The organism is Streptomyces poriferorum (assembly GCF_019399235.1).
Taxonomy (GTDB): Bacteria; Actinomycetota; Actinomycetes; order Streptomycetales; family Streptomycetaceae; genus Streptomyces; species Streptomyces poriferorum.
The window spans coordinates 1-16,755 of the sequence record NZ_JAELVH010000045.1; the positions used below are offsets into that span (position 1 = coordinate 1).

A 16,755-nucleotide genomic window follows, 5' to 3' on the forward strand; every position below is an offset into this window, starting at 1 on the left:
ACCACTCCCACACGTTGCCCAACGTGTCGTACAGGCCCCATGCGTTCGGCTGCCGGCCGCCCACCTCGTGCGGCCGGTCCCGCGCATTGCCGCGATGCCAGGCGATGTCGTCGAGCCGTCCGTACCGAGCCTCCGTCGTACCGGCCCGGCACGCGTGCTCCCACTCGGCCTCGGCCGGCAGCCGGTAGCCGTCGGTGGACCGGTCCCACTCGACGCCCGCGGCATCGTCGTGGAGGCGGTAGGCGGGCGCCAGCCCCTCGCGCAGGGACAGGGCGTTGCAGAAGCGGACGGCGTCCAGCCAGGAAACGCCCTCGACGGGCAGCAGTTCGCCCTGAGCCGTACTCGGCCGCTCTCCGGTGACCTGCGCGTACTGGGCCTGGGTGACCGGGAACGCCGCGAGCCGGTACGGCGCGAGATCGACCGCCCAGCTGCGCTGCGTACGACGGTCCGACAGGGTCACCCGTCCCGGTGGCACGTCGACCATGGCGAACTCGGTGCTGGTGTCCATAGGGCGGTGATCCTATCAACCGCACGCCCTGCGGATTCCATGTGAACCGAGTCAACCACCTTTGCTTCTCAGGTGCTTGACGGATCGGGGCTCAGCCTGCGGAGGCTTCACGGCCGATCTGCTCGAACCTGGCGCCCATGGCCGCGGCCAGCGCCTGCGCGGCCGAAAGGGGCCGGACCATGACCATCAGGTCGTCGATCTCGCCCGCCTCGTTCATGTGCAGGAAGTCGCAGCCGTTGATCTTCCGGTCGCCCACCTTCGCCTCGAACACGAGCGCGTGGTCGCGCCCGTCCTCGCTCGCCATCTCCCGGACGTAGTGGAAGTCGGTGAAGACCTGGTCGACCGCGCGCAGGATCGCGGCGGTGAGCGCCTTGCCGGCGTAGGGCTTGAACGCCACCGGGCTGGTGAAGACGACGTCCTCGGCCAGCAGTGCCTCGACCGCACCGAGATCGTGCGCTTCGACGGCCTTACGGAAAGGATGCATCCCGGCTCCATAGTCAATTAATTGAATAGGTGTGGATGAGAATAATCGCATCGATGTCCTTGTGTCCAGAGGTCTCCGGCTCCGGCGAACGGCATGGCCGAGCCACCGGTGAGGGCCGGCCCCCGATGCCGGACCGCTCCGTTGCCGGACCCCTGACCGACCCCGGTCCGAGTCACCCGTGCGGGGGCACATCCCCCCGGACGGGTGAGCCGGACGGGCGCCCGGCCACCGCTCCGGGCTGCAATGGACGGGTGACCGCGCCTCCGGACGACTGCCTCGCGCGCAACGAGTGGATCTGCGGCGCCTATCTGAGCAGCCGTCGGGACATCCTCTGGGGCGCCGTGCTGCAACATCTCCAGCTGACCGCGGTCTCCGTGCTCATCGGACTCGTCATCGCGGTGCCGCTCGCCCTCGCCGCCCGCCGCTGGCGCTGGGCGGCGGGCCCGGTGCTCGGGGTGACGACGATCCTCTACACCGTCCCGTCGCTCGCCATGTTCTCGCTGCTGCTCCCCGTGTATGGACTCTCCGCCTCGCTCGTCGTGGCGGGCCTGGTCCTGTACTCGCTGACCCTGCTGGTACGCAACATCCTGGCCGGGCTGCGCGCCGTACCCGAGGAGACCCGGCAAGCGGCACGAGGCATGGGGTACGGCCCCGTACGGCTGCTCGTCGCCGTGGAGCTCCCGCTCGCCCTGCCCGCCGCGATGGCGGGCCTGCGCATCGCCACCGTCTCAGCCGTCAGCCTGGTCACCATCGGCGCGATCGTCGGCTACGGCGGACTCGGCAACCTCATCTACTCGGGGATGAACACCTACTTCAAGGCCCAGGTGCTCACCGCCTCCGTCCTGTGCGTCGTCATCGCCGTCGCCGCCGACCTGCTGCTCCTGCTCGCGCAGCGCCTGCTCACCCCCTGGACGCGGAGGCAGTCGTGAACATCCTCTCCGAGGCCTGGAGCTGGCTCACCACCTCGGCGCACTGGTACGGCCAGGACGGCATCTGGACCCGGCTGGCCCAGCACCTCGTCCTCACCGTCGTCTGTCTGCTGATCAGCTGCCTCATCGCACTGCCCGTCGCCCTGGTCCTCGGCCACCTCGGCAAGGGGGGCGCCCTGGCCGTCAACATCTCCAACATCGGCCGTGCCGTCCCCACCTTCGCCGTCCTCGTGCTGCTCCTGCTCACCCCGATCGGGCGGTTCGGCGAGGGGCCGACCGTGGTCGCGCTCGTCCTGTTCGCCGTACCGCCGCTGCTCACCAACGCCTACGTCGGCATGCGGGAGGTCGACCAGGACGTCGTACGGGCCGCCCGGGGCATGGGCATGACGGGCCGGCAGATGCTCTTCCAGGTCGAGGTGCCGCTCGCGCTGCCGCTCATCATGACCGGCGTACGGATCGCGGCGGTCCAGCTCGTCGCCACCGCCACCATCGCCGCGCTGGCCGGCGGCGGGGGACTGGGCCGCATCATCACCGCGGGCTTCAACCTCGCCTCCACCGCACAGGTGGTCGCCGGAGCCGTACTGGTCGCCGCGTTCGCCCTGATCGTGGAAGGTCTCTTCGAGCTGGCGCAGCGGCTCGCCCCCGGCCGGGTCCGTGGCGGGAACACCGGATGAGGGCCCGGCACACGGCCGCCGTGACCCTGCTCCTCATGCTGGCACCGGTCTCCGCCTGCACCACCGGGCCCACGCTGGAGAACCAGGAGGAGGTCACCGCCCCGCCCGGCGACAGCAAACACCTCACCATCGGCTCGGCGGGATTCACCGAGAGCGATCTGCTCGCCCAGATGTACGCGCTGCTGCTCGACCGGGCCGGATACTCCACGGAGATCATCTCCGTGACCAACCGGGAGATCTACGAACCGGCCCTGGAGAACGGTCAGATCGACGTGGTCCCCGAGTACGCCGCCACCTTCGCCGACTGGCTGAACGCCAAGAAGAACGGCGCCGACGCCACCCCGGTCGGCTCGCCCGACCTCGCCACCACGATGAAGGCGCTGCGCGCCCTGGCCGCACCCCGCGGCCTCACCGTTCTGGACCCCGGCCGTGCCGTCGACCAGAACGCCTTCGCCGTCACCTCCGCCTACGCGGCGGAGCACCACCTGAAGTCGCTCAGCGACCTCGGGAGGTCAGGACTCCCGGTCCGCCTGGCCGCGGGCGACGAATGTGTCCAGCGCCCCTACTGCGCCCCCGGCCTGAAGAAGACGTACGGCATCGACATCACCGGGGTCGACCCCAAGGGCGTCGGCACGACCCAGGCCAAGCAGGCCGTCCAGAGCGGCCGGGACCAGATGGTGCTGACCACCACCACGGACGCCACCCTGGACGACTTCGGCCTCGTCCTGCTCGCCGACGACAAGCACCTGCAGAACGCCGACTACCTGGTACCCGTCGTCAACCGGTCCCGGGCGGGCAGCGAAGGCGTCCGTACGGCACTGGGCAAGCTCAACACCGTACTGACGACCAAGGACCTGGCGCGGCTGAACGAACAGGTGGACAGCTGGCGCCGGCTTCCCGAGGACGTCGCCCGCACCTACCTCCGGTCGCACGGCCTCATCCCCGGCGACTGACCGGGCCGCCGACGGCGCGCGGGTTCACCAGGCCAGACCCGCGAGCCTGGCCTCGATCCGATCGCGGTCCCACACCCCGTCCGCGACGACCACCCGGTAGCGCCGGGTCAGGGTGGCGCCGGGCGCCAGGACGAGTTCGTCGTGGAAGGCGAAGGACGGGGCGACCGCGGCGAAGGGGTCGTTGCGGACGAACCAGTGCGCCGGGTGCTCACCGCCCGCACCCGTGTGGTCGTTCTCCGGCGCGTGGGCGAAGACGAGCGTCGCGTGGCCGTCCGCCCCGTCGTGCTCGCCGCTGTACGCCAGCCAGGGTGCCTGCCGTCCCATCACCTCGGGGCCCTCGCCGTCCGGGGTGAGGATCCGGCCGTCACGGAACGCGCGCGGGCCCCGCCAGAACAGCCCCGTGTAGCCCGCGCCCCGACGTCCGTGTGTGGCCGGACTGCCGAACCGCAGAGGTTCGTCCCGCCGGTTGGTGACGGCCGACGACCACGTCAGCACCCAACTGCCCGACGCCGGATCGATGTCGTGCACCTCGACCCGGCGCACCTCGTCGGCCCACAGCTCCCCGCTGTGCGGATGCCAGCCGAGCCGCTCGGCGACCGTGGCCCCGTCCTCCCGCGCGGACACCTCGTCGAACCCGCGGTGCGCCATGGAACCCACCCGTTCGGGCAGCGGCTGGTAGCCCTCGCCCCGCACATAGGTGTTGCCGCCCCACAGGTTCTGCCCCGACAGATGCGAGGCGGTCAGCTGCAGCCCTTTGTGCCAGCGGTGGTCGTTGGGCCGGTAATCGGTCACCACCCGGCCCAGAAGGGTGCGCAGCGGGTGGATGTACGGCTTCGGCGCCTCCCAGGCAGCCTCGGGCCGGTACACGTACCGCAGGAGCTCCACCCCGCTGTCCGCCGTCGCGACGGCGATGTGGTCGCCGTGCCGGTGCACCAGCGTGGTCCGGCCGGTCACGCGGACGGCTCCGCCGGCTCGGGCGCCCAGCCGGGTGCGTTGCCGTGCAGGGCGCTGTAGTACGGGTCACCGGGGCCGATCTCGCCGGCCCGGACGGTGCCTCCGGTGAAGGCCGCCTTGTAGAGGGCGGCGACCAGTTCCAGGCTGGTGCGGCCGTCGGCGCCGCTGCTGCGCGGCCGGCGGCCGGCCCGCAGATCGTGGAGCAGGCCGCGCAGCTGGGCCTCGTGGGAGCTGGGTACGTCGGCCCCGAAGTCCCGCCAGACGGCGACCTGTCCGGCGGTGACTCCGGGGGCCGGAGTGATCCGCCAGTCGGCGTTGCGGTGGCCGTACAGATGGGTGAGCTCGACCGTGGCCCGCTCGCAGTCGATCCGGATCCGGCTCACCTCGTCCGGGCTGAGGACACTGTTGACGATCGTGGCCATGGTGCCGTTCTCGAAGCGGACCAGCGCCGTGGAGACGTCCTCCGTCTCGACGTCGTGCACCAGCCGTCCCGCCATCGCCCGGATCTCCGACCAGGGACCCAGCAGATCCAGCAGCAGATCCATCTGGTGGATGCCGTGGCCCATCGCGGGGCCCCCGCCCTCCGTGCTCCAACGGCCACGCCAGGGAGCGGAGTAGTACGCCTCGTCCCGGTACCAGGTGGTCTGGCAGTGAGCGACCAGGGGCCGCCCCATCGCCTGCTCGGCCAGCAGCGTCCGGACGTGGTCCGAGCCGGATCCGAACCGGTGCTGGAACACGATCGCGGCGAACGGGCCGCCCTTGTCGGGGGCCTCCGCCGCCTCGATGGCGTCGAAGTCCTCCAGCGAGGGACAGGGTGGCTTCTCGCACCACACCCAGGCCCCGGCCCGCAGCGCGGCGATGGTCTGGTCGCGGTGGAATCGGGGCGGGGTGCCGAGCGTGACGAGATCGGGCCGCTCCTCGGCGAGCATCCGGTCGAGGTCCGTGTACGGCCGGCCGGTGCCCGCCTCGGCGCAGAACGCCTCGGCGGACGCGGCGTCGACGTCGACCGCCGCGACGATCTCCAGGGGCTGTTCGGCGGCCAGCGCACGCAGGGCAGGCAGATGGCTCACGCGCGCGATCGCGCCGGTACCGACGATCGCGACCCGGATCGGCCGGCTGGGGGAAGCCTGGCTGGGCGTGACAAACACCTCCACGGTAAGGGGCGCCCACCCGGTAGTAAGCGCTTTCTCCCTGCGGAAACCTAGGCTTTCCGCGGGGTTCAGGTCAAGAGACCTGCCTTCGCGCCGCTGCGGCGGCTGCCGTCCTGCCGCTGCTGCTGTCCTGCCGGCCGAACAACGGCCCGTTGCCCGGATCGCCGGAACGAGAGCGGCGGACCGCCCGGCGCGGCCCGATGAGTTCGCACCGTCGCGGGAGTCATTCTGTTGACCCTCGACGCGAGAAGGCGGAGCGATGAGCACCCTGCGCGAAGTACTGGAGACGCACGTACGCGACGGATCGGTGCCGGGCGCGGTGGGGCTGGTGGCCCGGGGTGACCGGGTGGACCTGCAGGCGGTCGGCGGCGCGGACACCGGTAGCGGCATCCCGATGGCGCCGGACTCGATCTTCCGGATCGCCTCCCTCACCAAACCGATCACCGCGGCGGCGGCCATGATGCTGATCGAGGACGGCCGGATCGGGCTGGAGGACCCGGTCGCGCGCTGGCTGCCCGAACTGGCATCACCCATGGTCGTGCGTACCCCCGGGAGTCCGGTCGACGACGTGGTCCCGGCCGCACGGCCCATCACGGTGTTCGATCTGCTGACCTTCCGCGCCGGATACGGATTCCCGTCCGACTTCTCGCTTCCCGCCGTCGCGCCCCTGTTCAGCGAGCTGAAGCAGGGTCCACCGCAGCCACAGGCCGTCGCCGCCCCGGACGCCTGGATGGCCACGCTGTCGCGCATCCCGCTGCTGTACCAGCCGGGGGAGGCATGGCTGTACAACGCCTGCTCCGACATCCTGGGCGTCCTGGTCGCCCGGGCCTCCGGGCAGCCGCTGCCGGAGTTCCTGGCCGAGCGCCTGTGCGAACCGCTCGGCATGACCGACACCGGCTTCCACGTACCCGCGCAGAAGCTCCACCGGTTCACCAGCTATTACCGCGCCGGCGAGGCGGGTGACCTCGAACTTGTCGATGCTCCCGACGGACAGTGGAGCAGCACGCCGGAATTCCCGTCCGCGGCCGGCGGCCTGGTCTCGACCGCCGCCGACTGGTGCGCCTTCGGCCGGATGCTGCTCGCCGGCGGGACCGTGGGCGACCGCGCCCTGCTGACGCCCGAATCCGTGCGGCAGATGACGACCGACCATCTGACACCCGCACAGCGCAAGGCGAGCGGACCGTTCACCGAAGGGCAGGGCTGGGGGTTCGGCGGCTCGGTGGACGTCGAGAGGACCGACCCCTGGAACGTACCGGGCCGCTACGGCTGGGTCGGTGGCACCGGCACCGCGGCCCACATCGTCCCGGCCACCGGCACGGTCGCGATCATGCTCACCCAGGTGGAGATGGCAGGCCCCAAACCGCCACGCACGATGCAGGACTTCTGGCGCCACGTGGCCGGCGAGTGAAACCTCCGCGCCCGGACGCGCCCGTCAGCCGTCCGTGACCGGGCGACCCCCCCCCTGCGCCCGTTGCTGCACGTCAGGCGTCCGCCACCGAGTCGAACCGCACCTCGTCGCGTGCCACGCCCTGCGCGTCCGCGTCCACCGAACGGCGCAGGGCCTCATGGAGCTTCGCCGGAGTCAGCACACCCAGGAAGCGCGCCCCGTCCAGGACCGCCACCCACCCCGCGTCGTGCTGGAGCATCTCGCTGAACGCCTGCTTGAGCGGGGCTCCCACCGGCACCCAGGCATCCATCCGGCGGGCCAGTTCAGCCACCGTCCCGTGCTCGCCGGCGATCCGCAGCGAGTCCGCCGACACCCAGCCGTGCAGCTCACCGTCGCCGTTCAGTACCACCGCCCATCGTGCGGCGGCGGCGCCGAGCCGGGCCGCCGCCACCGAGGCCCGCTCGTCCAGCCGGGCGACCGGCGGCTCCTCCAGGTCCTCCGGTTCGATCGTGGTGACGGACAGCCGCTTCAACCCGCGGTCCGCGCCGACGAACCGCGCCACGTACGGGGTAGCCGGTGAGCCGAGCACCGCACCCGGGCTGTCGAACTGCTCGATGCGCCCTTCCCCGTAGACCGCGATCCGGTCGCCCATCCGAACCGCCTCCTCGATGTCATGAGTGACCATCAGGACCGTCTTGCGGACCGTGGCCTGCAGGCTCAGGAACTCGTTCTGCAGCCGTTCCCGCACCACCGGGTCCACCGCGCCGAACGGTTCGTCCATCAGCAGTACCGGCGGATCCGCCGCCAGGGCGCGCGCCACCCCGACCCGCTGGCGCTGGCCGCCGGAGAGCTGGGCGGGATACCGCGAGCCGTACGTACCCGGGTCCAGGCCCACCAGATCGAGGAGCTCGGCAGCCCGTGCCCGCGCCCGGGACCGCTTCCAGCCGACCAGGGCCGGGACCGTCGCGGTGTTGTCGAGGACGGTCCGGTGCGGGAAGAGCCCCACCTGCTGGATGACGTAGCCGATCCGGCGGCGCAGTTTCACCGGGTCGACCTTCGCGATGTCCTCGCCGTCGACCAGGATCCGGCCCGAGGTCGGTTCGATCAGCCGGTTCACCATCATCATCGTGGTGGTCTTTCCGCAGCCCGAGGGCCCGACCAGGGTGACCAGTTCCCCCTCGGCGACCTCGAAGGACAGTTCGTCGACCGCGGTCGTCCCGTCCGGATAGACCTTGCCGACCTGCTCGAACCGGATCATGACTGAACGGTAGGAGCCGCACTGGGCCGCTGCACACGGGCCGGGGCCGTCCGGGGAACGGCTATGTGCTGAACTGTCCGTGAACCATCGATACAGGAGCCCCCTTGAACAGCTATCGCCTGCCCGGCCTCGTCCTCACCGACCGTCACTTCACGGTTCCGCTCGATCACACCGACCCGGGCGGTGAGCAGATCGAGGTCTTCGGCCGCGAGGTGGTGGCGGGCTCCAGGGCCGGTGAGGAACTGCCGTGGCTGGTGTATCTGGAGGGCGGCCCCGGCTTCGGCGCGCGGCGTTTCACCGGCGCGGAGGCGTGGCTGGGCCGGGCGGTCGAGGAGTTCCGGGTACTGCTCCTGGACCAGCGCGGCACCGGACTGTCCACCCCCGCCAACCGGCAGACCCTGCCGCTGCGCGGCGGTCCGCGTGAGCAGGCCGACTACCTCGCCCACTTCCGGTCCGACAGCATCGTGCGCGACTGCGAGCTGATCCGCCCGCAGCTGACGGGCGGCGCACCCTGGACCGTCCTCGGCCAGTCCTTCGGCGGCTTCTGCGCGGTCCGTTATCTGTCGTCCGCCCCGGAGGGCCTCAGCGCCGTCCTGATCACCGGCGGTCTGCCCTCCCTCGACGCCCACGCGGACGACGTCTACCGGGCCGCGTACCCGAGGATCGAGCGCAAGGTCGCCGCGCACTACCGCCGCTACCCGCAGGACGTCGAGCGCGCCCGCGAGATCACCGCTCACCTCGCGGAGCACCGGCCGGAGAGCGCCGGGCACCGGCTGACGCCCGAGGGATTCCAGTCCCTGGGCATCATGCTCGGCGGGAGCAACGGCAGCCACCAGCTGCACTACCTGATGGAGAACGCCTTCGTCACCACCGCGCACGGCACCGAACTCTCCGACACGTTCCAGGAGGCCATGCGCACCGCGAACTCGTTCGCGGGTCACCCTCTGTACGCGGTCCTGCACGAGGCCATCTACGGCCAGGACGAGCGCCCCACCGGCTGGGCGGCCGAGCGGGTCCGGGCGGAGTTCCCGCAGTTCGACGCGGAGGCCGCCCTCAAGGGCGACGGCCCGGTCCTGTTCACGGGCGAGAGCATCCACCCCTGGCACTTCGACGTCGACCCGGCGCTGCGCCCGCTGCGCGAGACCGCGGAGCTTCTCGCCACCCGCGGCGACTGGGAGCCGCTGTACGACACCGAGCGCCTGGCCGCCAACGAGGTGCCGGTGGCCGCCGCCGTCTACCACGACGACATGTACGTGGACACCGCGCACGCGCTGAGCACCGCCGCCGCGATCCGCGGGCTGCGCACCTGGGTGACCGACGAGTTCGAGCACGACGGACTGCGCGCGGGCGGACCGCGCGTGCTCGACCGCCTCCTGGCCCTGGTCCGCGACGAGGTCTGAGTCCTCCGTCACGGGTATGGGCCGGTCGCAGCGGACGTGCGACCGGCCCGTACCCGTCGGTGACTCAGCCCTGGAGCGCGTCCAGCGTCGCGTTCAGGTTCGAGGCCGAGCGCGGCGCGCGGTTGTGCGGGAGCTTCGACAGCACGGCCGCCATGCCGCAGGTGTTCGTCACGGCTGAGAAGACGAGGCCGGCTCCGACACCGGCGGACAGCCAGCGCGCGGCCGGACGGCGTACGCCCGCGAGCAGACCGGCCACCACGAGCGAGCCGGCGGCGAGCCGCACCTGGCGTTCCATCGGCCAGGTGGTCCGGCCGCCCTCCGGGCGGTCGAGGCCGTGGCCCTCGCCCTCCCAGGCGGAGGTGCCGCCGGACAGGGTCGCCGCGTCGATGTCGGCCGCCGAGAGGATGTCGCAGGCCCGCGTGGAGCGGACGCCGGAGGCGCACACCACGAGCAGGGCGCCGCGGGCAGAGGCCGACTTGAGGGCGGGCACCGCCTCGGAGAGACGGTCGAGCGGGATGTTGAGGGCGCCGGGGACGTGCCCCGAGGCGTACTCGCCGGGAGCGCGCACGTCGATCACGGTGAACTCCGCGAGACGGGCGGCGGCCTGGGTGGGGGAGAGGGATACGGGGCTGGTCACGAGCAGTGTTTCCTTTCGTTCACCGGGTGTGAGGCAGAGACTCCGTCTCTCCTGCCCCGGACGGGCTAGAATACCCCTTGGGGTATTAAAAGGAGGATGTGTGGAACTCGACATGGCGGCCGATGAACTCAAGTCGGTACTCAATCGCCTGCGCCGCGCACAGGGTCAGCTCACCGGAATCATCAGGATGATCGAGGAAGGGCGCGACTGCGAGGACGTCATCACCCAGATGGCCGCCGTTTCACGTGCCCTGGACCGCGCGGGCTTCGCGATCATCGCGACGGGACTCCAGCACTGCATGGCCGACGGCGGCAGCGAACCCGCGGACCGGGACCAGATGCGCGCCCGGCTGGAGAAGCTTTTCCTGTCGCTGGCCTGAGGCGGAGCGGGGCGCCCGGCACCGTTGCGTGCGGCGGACGCCGGCACCGCTTTGTACGACGGATCGGCGCCGTTGCGTGCGGCGGACCCCGGCCACGCTTCGTACGACGGACCGGCACCGTTGCGTGCGGCGGACCCCGGCAACGCTTCGTACGACGGACCGGCACCGTTTCAAGCGATCCGACCGCCACCGTTTCGGGCGACGGAGCCGACGAGCATGAACGCGGCGACCGCCGGCAGTGCCGCGCCGAAGATCCGTTGCGGGGACTCCGCGGGGGACCTTGCCGGCCAGCCGCTTCCCGTCCCGGGCCCCGAGTACCGCCGTCGCCGTGAACGGGCGATGCGCCCCCAGCCCCAGCCCCAGCCCCAGCCCCAGCCCAGCCCAGTGCACTCGGCGTGGCGAGCCGCGTGGCGCGGTGCGGGACAGAGGGCCCCGTGCGGCCGGGCCGGTTAGCCTGCCGACATGACGGAGCAGCTCGAGCCCATGCCCACGGACTGGCGGCGCGCCCTTGCCGTCGTCGCGCACCCGGACGACCTGGAGTACGGCTGCGCGGCCGCCGTCGCGGGCTGGACCGATGGCGGACGTGACATCACCTACCTCCTGGCCACCCGTGGCGAGGCCGGAATCGACACGCTCGAACCGGAGAAGTGCGCGCCGCTGCGCGAGCAGGAACAGCGCGCGAGTGCGGCGGCCGTCGGGGTCTCCCGCGTGGAGTTCCTCGATCACCGTGACGGAGTGATCGAGTACGGCATCGCTCTGCGCCGGGACATCGCGGCAGCCGTCCGCCGCCACCGGCCGGAGCTGGTGATCACGCTGAACCACCGCGACACCTGGGGCGGTGTCGCCTGGAACACGCCCGACCACCGCGCGGTCGGCCGGGCCGTACTCGACGCGGCGGCCGACGCCGGCAATCGCTGGATCTTCCCGGAGCTCGCCGAGCAGGGCCTCGCGCCGTGGGACGGCGTGCGCTGGGTGGCCGTCGCCGGATCGTCCACGCCCACCCACGCCGTCGACGCGACCGCGGGCCTCGAACGGTCCGTGCGGTCGCTCCTGGCGCACCGTACGTACATCGAAGCCCTGACTGACGAGGACCCCGAGGCGTACTGCCGCACCTTCCTCACCGGTAACGCGCAGGCGTCCGCCGAGCGCTTCGGGGGCCGGCCGGCGGTCACGTTCGAGCTCTTCGCGCGCTGAGCGCGGCCGCACCCTGGCCGCCGGCGGCGGGTCGCCGTACGCTGGTCCGCGCAGAGGTATCTGACGATGCGTCAGTCCAACGGGGAGCGGCCGTGCTCGACATCCTGGACCACGACATCCCGCACGGCCAGGAGCGGATGACACTTCGGATCGAGAACGGCGTCGGTCTGCTGACGCTGTGCCGGCCGGAGCAGCTCAACGGCTGGAGCTGGGAGTCCAGCAGGCAGCTCGGCATCATGGCCGACCGGCTCCGCTTCGACGACTCGGTCCGTGCGGTCCTGCTGCGGGGCGAGGGCCGGGCCTTCTGCGCCGGGATCGATGTCACCGCGCCCGGCGGCGACATCACCGGCCGTACCTCCGCCGAGCGCACTCAGCGCTACTACGAGGGCATCCGCTGGGTGCACGAGCGCTTTGCCGCCTTCGCCGGGCTTCCGCAGCCGGTGATCGCCGCCGTGCAGGGCTACTGTCTCGGATTCGGCTTCGAGCTCGCGCTCATGGCGGACATCCGGATCGCCGCAGACAACGCCGTGTTCGCGCTTCCGGAGGCCGGGATCGGGGTCGCGGTGGACGCCGGTGGCGACATGCGCATCGCCCGCGAGGCGGGTGCGGGCTGGGCGAAGTACCTCGCGCTCACCGGCCGCCGGATCGACGCGGCGGCCGCGGAGCGGATCGGGCTGCTCCAGGCCGTTACGCCTCTCGCCGAACTGGAGCGCACAGCCCGGTCGGTCGCCGAGGAGGTCGCGGCGAACGCGCCCCTGGCCGTTCGGCACATCAAGCGCTCCGTCGACGCGTACGCCGACGCAGGCCTCGGCGAGGCGCTGGACCGTACGGCCCTGGCGGCGGCGCTCACCCTCACCTCGCAGGACGCGGCCGAGGGCTATGCCGCGAAGGCGGCCCGCCGCCCGCCGCACTTCGAGGGAACCTGATCCGCCGCGCCGTGGATCCTCCCGCGGCTCCGCTCATTCGGCGCCGGGCAGCGTGAAGGGGCCGCGACCCAGCTGTTCGCGTACCGGCACCACGGGCGGCGCGACGAGCGAACGCCGCTGCCAGTTCGCCCCGTCGACCACCAGCGAATGGCCGGAGACGAACGCGGCGTACGGCGAGGCCAGGAACGTGGCCGCCCAGCCCAGTTCGCGGGGCAGGCCCACCCGCAGCGCGGGCTGCCGTGCGTCGAGGTCCCCGCTCCCGCCGCCCTCCGCGTCGCCGTCCCGGTCCAGGTGGGAGCGGATGTCGCCGGTCATGTCCTCGTGCGGCATCAGGCCCGGCACCAGTCCGTTGACGCGGATCCCGTACGGCCCCCACTCCACGGCAAGGGTCTCGACCAGATTCTTCACCCCGGCCTTCGCCGCCGCGGAATGTGCGTAACCGGGGCCTCCTGTCCAGGCGTACGAGGCGCCGACGCACACGATCGAGCCGCCGGTCGCGTCGGCGAGGTGGCGGCGCCCGAACTCGCGGGTCATGAACCAGGTCCCGGTCAGCGTGATGTCGAGCACCGCCCGCCAGGCATTCGGCGACAGATCCTCGGCCGGTGAGGGGAAGTTGGCCGCAGCGTTGTTGACGAGGACGTCGGGCGGACCCAGTTCGGCCTCGGCGGTGTCGAACACCTCCGTGATCCTCTCCGGGTCGCGGATGTCACACGGGACGACCAGGACCCGGCCCCCGGTCAGGGGTGCCAGCTCCTCCCGCGCGGCTGCCAGCCGCCCGGCGTTCCGGCCGACGAGCACCAGATGCGCTCCGAGCCTTGCGAACTCGGCCGCGACGGCTTTGCCGAGGCCGGAGCCGCCACCGGTCACGAGCACCACGCTCCCGTCGTACGTGCCGGCCGGCAGGGCGCTCGCGCCGAGCGGGGGAGGAGCGGTGGTTCCGGGAGTGTGCATGCTCTCCGTCATGGACGCATGAGTACCGCTTCCGTCGGCACAAGACCAGGCCTGAGAGGCCCATGGCACCGGGCCTCTGCGCGACGAAAATCCAGGTATCCGGGACGAAAGTCCAGGTCCAAGCGCTGATGTTGTCCAGACCATTGACATGCAAGCGACAGGATGTTGAATTCGGTGATGTTGTGTTGCGCGACTCTGGTGACTTGAGTGACCGATGGAGGATCTGTGACGCCTCGCCCACCCCGTCTCACCGCAATGGCCGCGGCGGCGGCCCTGTTCGCCGGTGGTCTGCTGACCACCGGACCCGTTGCCCAGGCGGCCGGCAACAGACCGGACGGCGCTCCGGCCAAGGCCCAGGACGCCCCGGCCATCACTCCCACCCCGCAGTCCGTCAGGAACCGGTCCGACCGGATCACGATCAGTCCCACCGTCACCCTGGTCACCGGGGAGGCGGCCGACCGGTCGACGCTCGGTGTGGTGACGGCGGCCCTGCGCAAGGCCGGTGCGCAGCGGGTCGTGCGCGCCACGCGGCCGGCGCGTAACGGGCTCAACGTCCACATCGGTGACGCCGGCGCACTGGCCGCCCTCGAGCTCGAGGGGCCGTCCGAGCTGCCCGCCGACGGGTACGTCCTCGGCATCGGGGCGGGCCGCATCGTGCTGGCCGGCAAGGACACCACCGGGACCTACTACGCCGCGCAGACCCTGCGCCAGATCCTGCCGCAGCGAGCGCACCCGGGAGCCCGTGTCGCCGGAATCGCGGTACGCGACTGGCCCGGCACCGCGCTGCGCGGCGTCATCGAGGGCTTCTACGGCACCCCGTGGTCCCACGAGGCCCGCCTGGACCAGCTCGACTACTACGGCGAGCACAAGATGAACATCTACGTGTACTCGCCCAAGGACGACGCGTACCTGCGGGAGAAGTGGCGCGATGCCTACCCCGCCGACCAGCTGGCGCAGATCAGGGACCTCACCGACCGGGCGGTCCAGCGGCACGTCGAGTTCACCTACGCGCTCTCGCCGGGCCTGTCGGTCTGCTACAGCTCCGACGCGGACGCGAAGGCACTCGTCGACAAGTTCCAGACGATCTGGGACATCGGAGTGCGCACTTTCGCGGTGCCGCTCGACGACATCAGCTACACCGACTGGAACTGCGACGCCGACAAGGCGAAATGGGGGACCGGAGGCGGTGCGGCGGGCGCCGCGCAGGCGTACCTCCTGAACAAGGTCAACCAGGAGTTCATCGCCACCCACCCCGGTGCCGAGCCGCTCCAGATGGTTCCCACCGAGTACTACAACGTCACTCCGTCCCCGTACAAGACGGCTCTGTCCGAACAGCTCGACCCGGACGTGCTCGTCGAGTGGACCGGTGTCGGGGTGGTGGCACCGACCATGACGGTGGCTCAGGCCGACGCGGCCCGCAAGGTGTTCGGCCACCCGATCCTGACCTGGGACAACTACCCGGTGAACGACTACGCGACGAACCGGCTGCTGCTCGGCCCCTTCAACGGCCGCGAGAAGGGGCTGCCGGGCCGGCTCGCCGGGATCACCGCCAACCCGATGATCCAGCCGTACGCCTCGAAGCTCTCGCTGTACACCGTCGCGGACTACGCCTGGAACGACGCGGCGTACGACCCTCGTACCTCGTGGGGCAGGGGGCTCAAGGAGTACGCGGGCGGCGACACCCGCACCGAACAGGCGCTGCGCGCCTTCGCCGACGTCAACTACAGCTCGGCGCTCAACACCGGCAAGGCGCCGGAGCTGTCCGCCGAGTTCGCCCGCTACTGGGACTTCGGTGACGCGAAGCGGCTCACCTCGGTGCTCGCCGGCCTCGGCGCCGCCCCGGCGCGGCTGCGCGCGGACCTTCCGGACCGCGGCTTCATCGAGGACTCGGGCCCCTGGCTGGACTCCACCGAGGCCTGGGCCACCGCGGCCCGCACCGCCCTCGGCATGGTCGAGGCAGCCCGCGCCGGAGACGGTGACCGGGCCTGGGCGCTCCGTCAGCAGTTGCCCGCGCAGGTCGAGCGCGCGAAGTCGTTCACGTACACCGGGCTCGGCGGAGGCAAGGTGCCGGTCCTCGTAGGTGACGGCAAGCTGGACGGGTTCATCGAAGCGGCCACCGCCGAGCACGACCGGATCCTCGGGGTGAGCGGCCGGCCCACGGCGTCGACGAGCCTCGGCACGTACCAGAGCAACACCCTCGCCCGGATGCTCGACGGCGACGACTCCACCTACTTCTGGAGCGACGGGGCGCCCGCGGCGGGCGACCAGCTCACCGTCGACCTCGGGGAGGCCCGGGACATCGGCGACGTCACCCTGGCCATGGGCAAGCCCGGCAGCACCGAGGACTACCTCCACGCGGGCGTGCTGGAGTACTCGGTGGACGGGCAGAACTGGACCACGCTCACCGGGTTCTCGGACAAGCCGGACGTCACCGCGACCGTGCCCGCCGGCACCGAGGCCCGCTATGTCCGGGCCCGCGCGACCGCCGGACAGAACAGCTGGGTCGTCGTCCGTGAGTTCCACGTGGCGACCACGGACGGGGAGATCACGGGCAACCCGCCGGCTGCCGACGGATCGGCGCTCCGCTCGGCGGCCGACGGCGACCCGGCCAGCCTGTACCGGGCGGCGCGCGCACCGGAGGCGGGCGAAACACTGGAGGTGGGTCTCGTCGCCGCACGTGCGGTCGGCTCGGTCACCGTCCTCCAGCCGGCCGGTTCGCGAGCCGCCGCCGACATTCAGCTGCGGAACGCGGACGGGAGCTGGCAGACCATCGGCACGCTCGACGGCCCGTACACGAGCGTCGACGCGGCGGGCCGGACCGCCGACGCGGTGCGCCTCGCCTGGCACACGGGCTCCGCGGCGCCCGTGATCGCGGAGGTCGTGGTCGGGAAGTAGCGGCAGCACGGTTGCCCGTGCGCCCGGCGCCGCCGCACCTCCAGGGGCGGGGCCGGGCGCACAGCCATGTCGGCG

General features: G+C 71.8%; 16 protein-coding genes. 9 read left to right on the forward strand and 7 right to left on the reverse strand.

The window, feature by feature from the left end:
• Together JGS39_RS10900 and JGS39_RS10905 are read right to left on the reverse strand one after the other, a co-directional pair.
• A partial coding sequence (locus JGS39_RS10900; RefSeq protein ID WP_219568630.1) for a formylglycine-generating enzyme family protein occupies nucleotides 1–508 on the reverse strand: 508 nt, incomplete at its 3' end.
• A gap of 91 nt (nucleotides 509–599) precedes the next feature.
• On the reverse strand, nucleotides 600–992 hold the full coding sequence (locus tag JGS39_RS10905) for a nuclear transport factor 2 family protein (RefSeq protein ID WP_219568632.1): 393 nt from the start codon (nucleotides 990–992) through the stop codon (nucleotides 600–602).
• 251 nt (nucleotides 993–1,243) lie between these two features.
• Here JGS39_RS10905 and JGS39_RS10910 point away from each other — a divergent pair, with 251 nt between their 5' ends.
• Genes JGS39_RS10910 through JGS39_RS10920 form a run of 3 tightly spaced genes read left to right on the forward strand, consistent with a single transcriptional unit; the run spans nucleotide 1,244 to nucleotide 3,548 of the window.
• Nucleotides 1,244–1,921 (forward strand): ABC transporter permease, encoded by a 678-nt coding sequence (locus JGS39_RS10910; protein WP_219568634.1) that lies wholly within the window; start codon nucleotides 1,244–1,246, stop codon nucleotides 1,919–1,921.
• A complete protein-coding gene (locus JGS39_RS10915) occupies nucleotides 1,918–2,595 on the forward strand; it encodes an ABC transporter permease (protein ID WP_219568636.1) in 678 nt (225 codons plus the stop codon). Before JGS39_RS10910 ends, JGS39_RS10915 begins: the two co-directional genes overlap by 4 nt.
• Nucleotides 2,592–3,548, forward strand: a complete 957-nt coding sequence (locus JGS39_RS10920; protein WP_219568638.1) for an ABC transporter substrate-binding protein — start codon at nucleotides 2,592–2,594, stop codon at nucleotides 3,546–3,548. Before JGS39_RS10915 ends, JGS39_RS10920 begins: the two co-directional genes overlap by 4 nt.
• 24 nt (nucleotides 3,549–3,572) lie before the next feature.
• On the opposite strand, the gene JGS39_RS10925 is transcribed toward JGS39_RS10920, so the two are convergent.
• Nucleotides 3,573–4,502: a DUF6807 domain-containing protein gene (locus JGS39_RS10925; protein ID WP_219568639.1), complete on the reverse strand. Its 930-nt coding sequence runs from the start codon at nucleotides 4,500–4,502 to the stop codon at nucleotides 3,573–3,575.
• Entirely contained in the window at nucleotides 4,499–5,650 is a 1,152-nt protein-coding gene (locus JGS39_RS10930) for a Gfo/Idh/MocA family protein (RefSeq protein WP_219568640.1), read from the reverse strand. The genes JGS39_RS10925 and JGS39_RS10930 overlap by 4 nt, the downstream gene beginning before the upstream one ends.
• A 262-nt stretch (nucleotides 5,651–5,912) precedes the next feature.
• Between JGS39_RS10930 and JGS39_RS10935 the strand changes: the two genes are divergently transcribed.
• Nucleotides 5,913–7,061: a serine hydrolase domain-containing protein gene (locus JGS39_RS10935; protein ID WP_219568641.1), complete on the forward strand. Its 1,149-nt coding sequence runs from the start codon at nucleotides 5,913–5,915 to the stop codon at nucleotides 7,059–7,061.
• 73 nt (nucleotides 7,062–7,134) lie between these two features.
• Here the strand turns inward: JGS39_RS10935 and JGS39_RS10940 are convergent, their stop codons facing one another.
• Nucleotides 7,135–8,298 carry an ABC transporter ATP-binding protein gene (locus JGS39_RS10940; RefSeq protein ID WP_219568642.1) on the reverse strand — a complete coding sequence of 388 codons (1,164 nt, stop codon included), beginning with the start codon at nucleotides 8,296–8,298 and terminating at the stop codon, nucleotides 7,135–7,137.
• Between the two features lie 104 nt (nucleotides 8,299–8,402).
• On the opposite strand from JGS39_RS10940, the gene JGS39_RS10945 reads away from it, so the two are divergent.
• Complete coding sequence (locus tag JGS39_RS10945) at nucleotides 8,403–9,698, forward strand: alpha/beta fold hydrolase (protein WP_219568643.1); 1,296 nt, start codon at nucleotides 8,403–8,405, stop codon at nucleotides 9,696–9,698.
• A 64-nt stretch (nucleotides 9,699–9,762) separates the two neighbouring features.
• Here the strand turns inward: JGS39_RS10945 and JGS39_RS10950 are convergent, their stop codons facing one another.
• Nucleotides 9,763–10,335 carry a rhodanese-like domain-containing protein gene (locus JGS39_RS10950; protein WP_219568644.1) on the reverse strand — a complete coding sequence of 191 codons (573 nt, stop codon included), beginning with the start codon at nucleotides 10,333–10,335 and terminating at the stop codon, nucleotides 9,763–9,765.
• Nucleotides 10,336–10,435: 100 nt separating this feature from the next.
• On the opposite strand from JGS39_RS10950, the gene JGS39_RS10955 reads away from it, so the two are divergent.
• The 3 genes from JGS39_RS10955 (at nucleotide 10,436) to JGS39_RS10965 (ending at nucleotide 12,834) form a co-directional block, all read left to right on the forward strand.
• Nucleotides 10,436–10,714, forward strand: coding sequence for a metal-sensitive transcriptional regulator (locus JGS39_RS10955; RefSeq protein WP_148015298.1), 279 nt, complete (start codon nucleotides 10,436–10,438; stop codon nucleotides 10,712–10,714).
• A gap of 462 nt (nucleotides 10,715–11,176) precedes the next feature.
• Entirely contained in the window at nucleotides 11,177–11,908 is a 732-nt protein-coding gene (locus JGS39_RS10960) for a PIG-L deacetylase family protein (protein WP_219568645.1), read from the forward strand.
• 92 nt (nucleotides 11,909–12,000) lie between these two features.
• Nucleotides 12,001–12,834: an enoyl-CoA hydratase/isomerase family protein gene (locus JGS39_RS10965; RefSeq protein WP_219568646.1), complete on the forward strand. Its 834-nt coding sequence runs from the start codon at nucleotides 12,001–12,003 to the stop codon at nucleotides 12,832–12,834.
• A 33-nt stretch (nucleotides 12,835–12,867) separates the two neighbouring features.
• On the opposite strand, the gene JGS39_RS10970 is transcribed toward JGS39_RS10965, so the two are convergent.
• On the reverse strand, nucleotides 12,868–13,797 hold the full coding sequence (locus tag JGS39_RS10970; protein WP_236064050.1) for an SDR family oxidoreductase: 930 nt from the start codon (nucleotides 13,795–13,797) through the stop codon (nucleotides 12,868–12,870).
• Between the two features lie 213 nt (nucleotides 13,798–14,010).
• Here JGS39_RS10970 and JGS39_RS10975 point away from each other — a divergent pair, with 213 nt between their 5' ends.
• Nucleotides 14,011–16,680 carry a glycoside hydrolase family 84 protein gene (locus JGS39_RS10975; protein WP_219568647.1) on the forward strand — a complete coding sequence of 890 codons (2,670 nt, stop codon included), beginning with the start codon at nucleotides 14,011–14,013 and terminating at the stop codon, nucleotides 16,678–16,680.
• Nucleotides 16,681–16,755 lie beyond the last annotated feature (75 nt).

Coding starts and splice junctions, on each gene's coding strand:
- JGS39_RS10905 (WP_219568632.1), bottom strand. CDS start 992: ATGCATCCTTTCCGTAAGGCCGTCGAAGCGCACGATCTCGGTGCGGTC.
- JGS39_RS10920 (WP_219568638.1), top strand. CDS start 2,592: ATGAGGGCCCGGCACACGGCCGCCGTGACCCTGCTCCTCATGCTGGCA.
- JGS39_RS10935 (WP_219568641.1), top strand. CDS start 5,913: ATGAGCACCCTGCGCGAAGTACTGGAGACGCACGTACGCGACGGATCG.
- JGS39_RS10940 (WP_219568642.1), bottom strand. CDS start 8,298: ATGATCCGGTTCGAGCAGGTCGGCAAGGTCTATCCGGACGGGACGACC.
- JGS39_RS10960 (WP_219568645.1), top strand. CDS start 11,177: ATGACGGAGCAGCTCGAGCCCATGCCCACGGACTGGCGGCGCGCCCTT.
- JGS39_RS10970 (WP_236064050.1), bottom strand. CDS start 13,797: ATGACGGAGAGCATGCACACTCCCGGAACCACCGCTCCTCCCCCGCTC.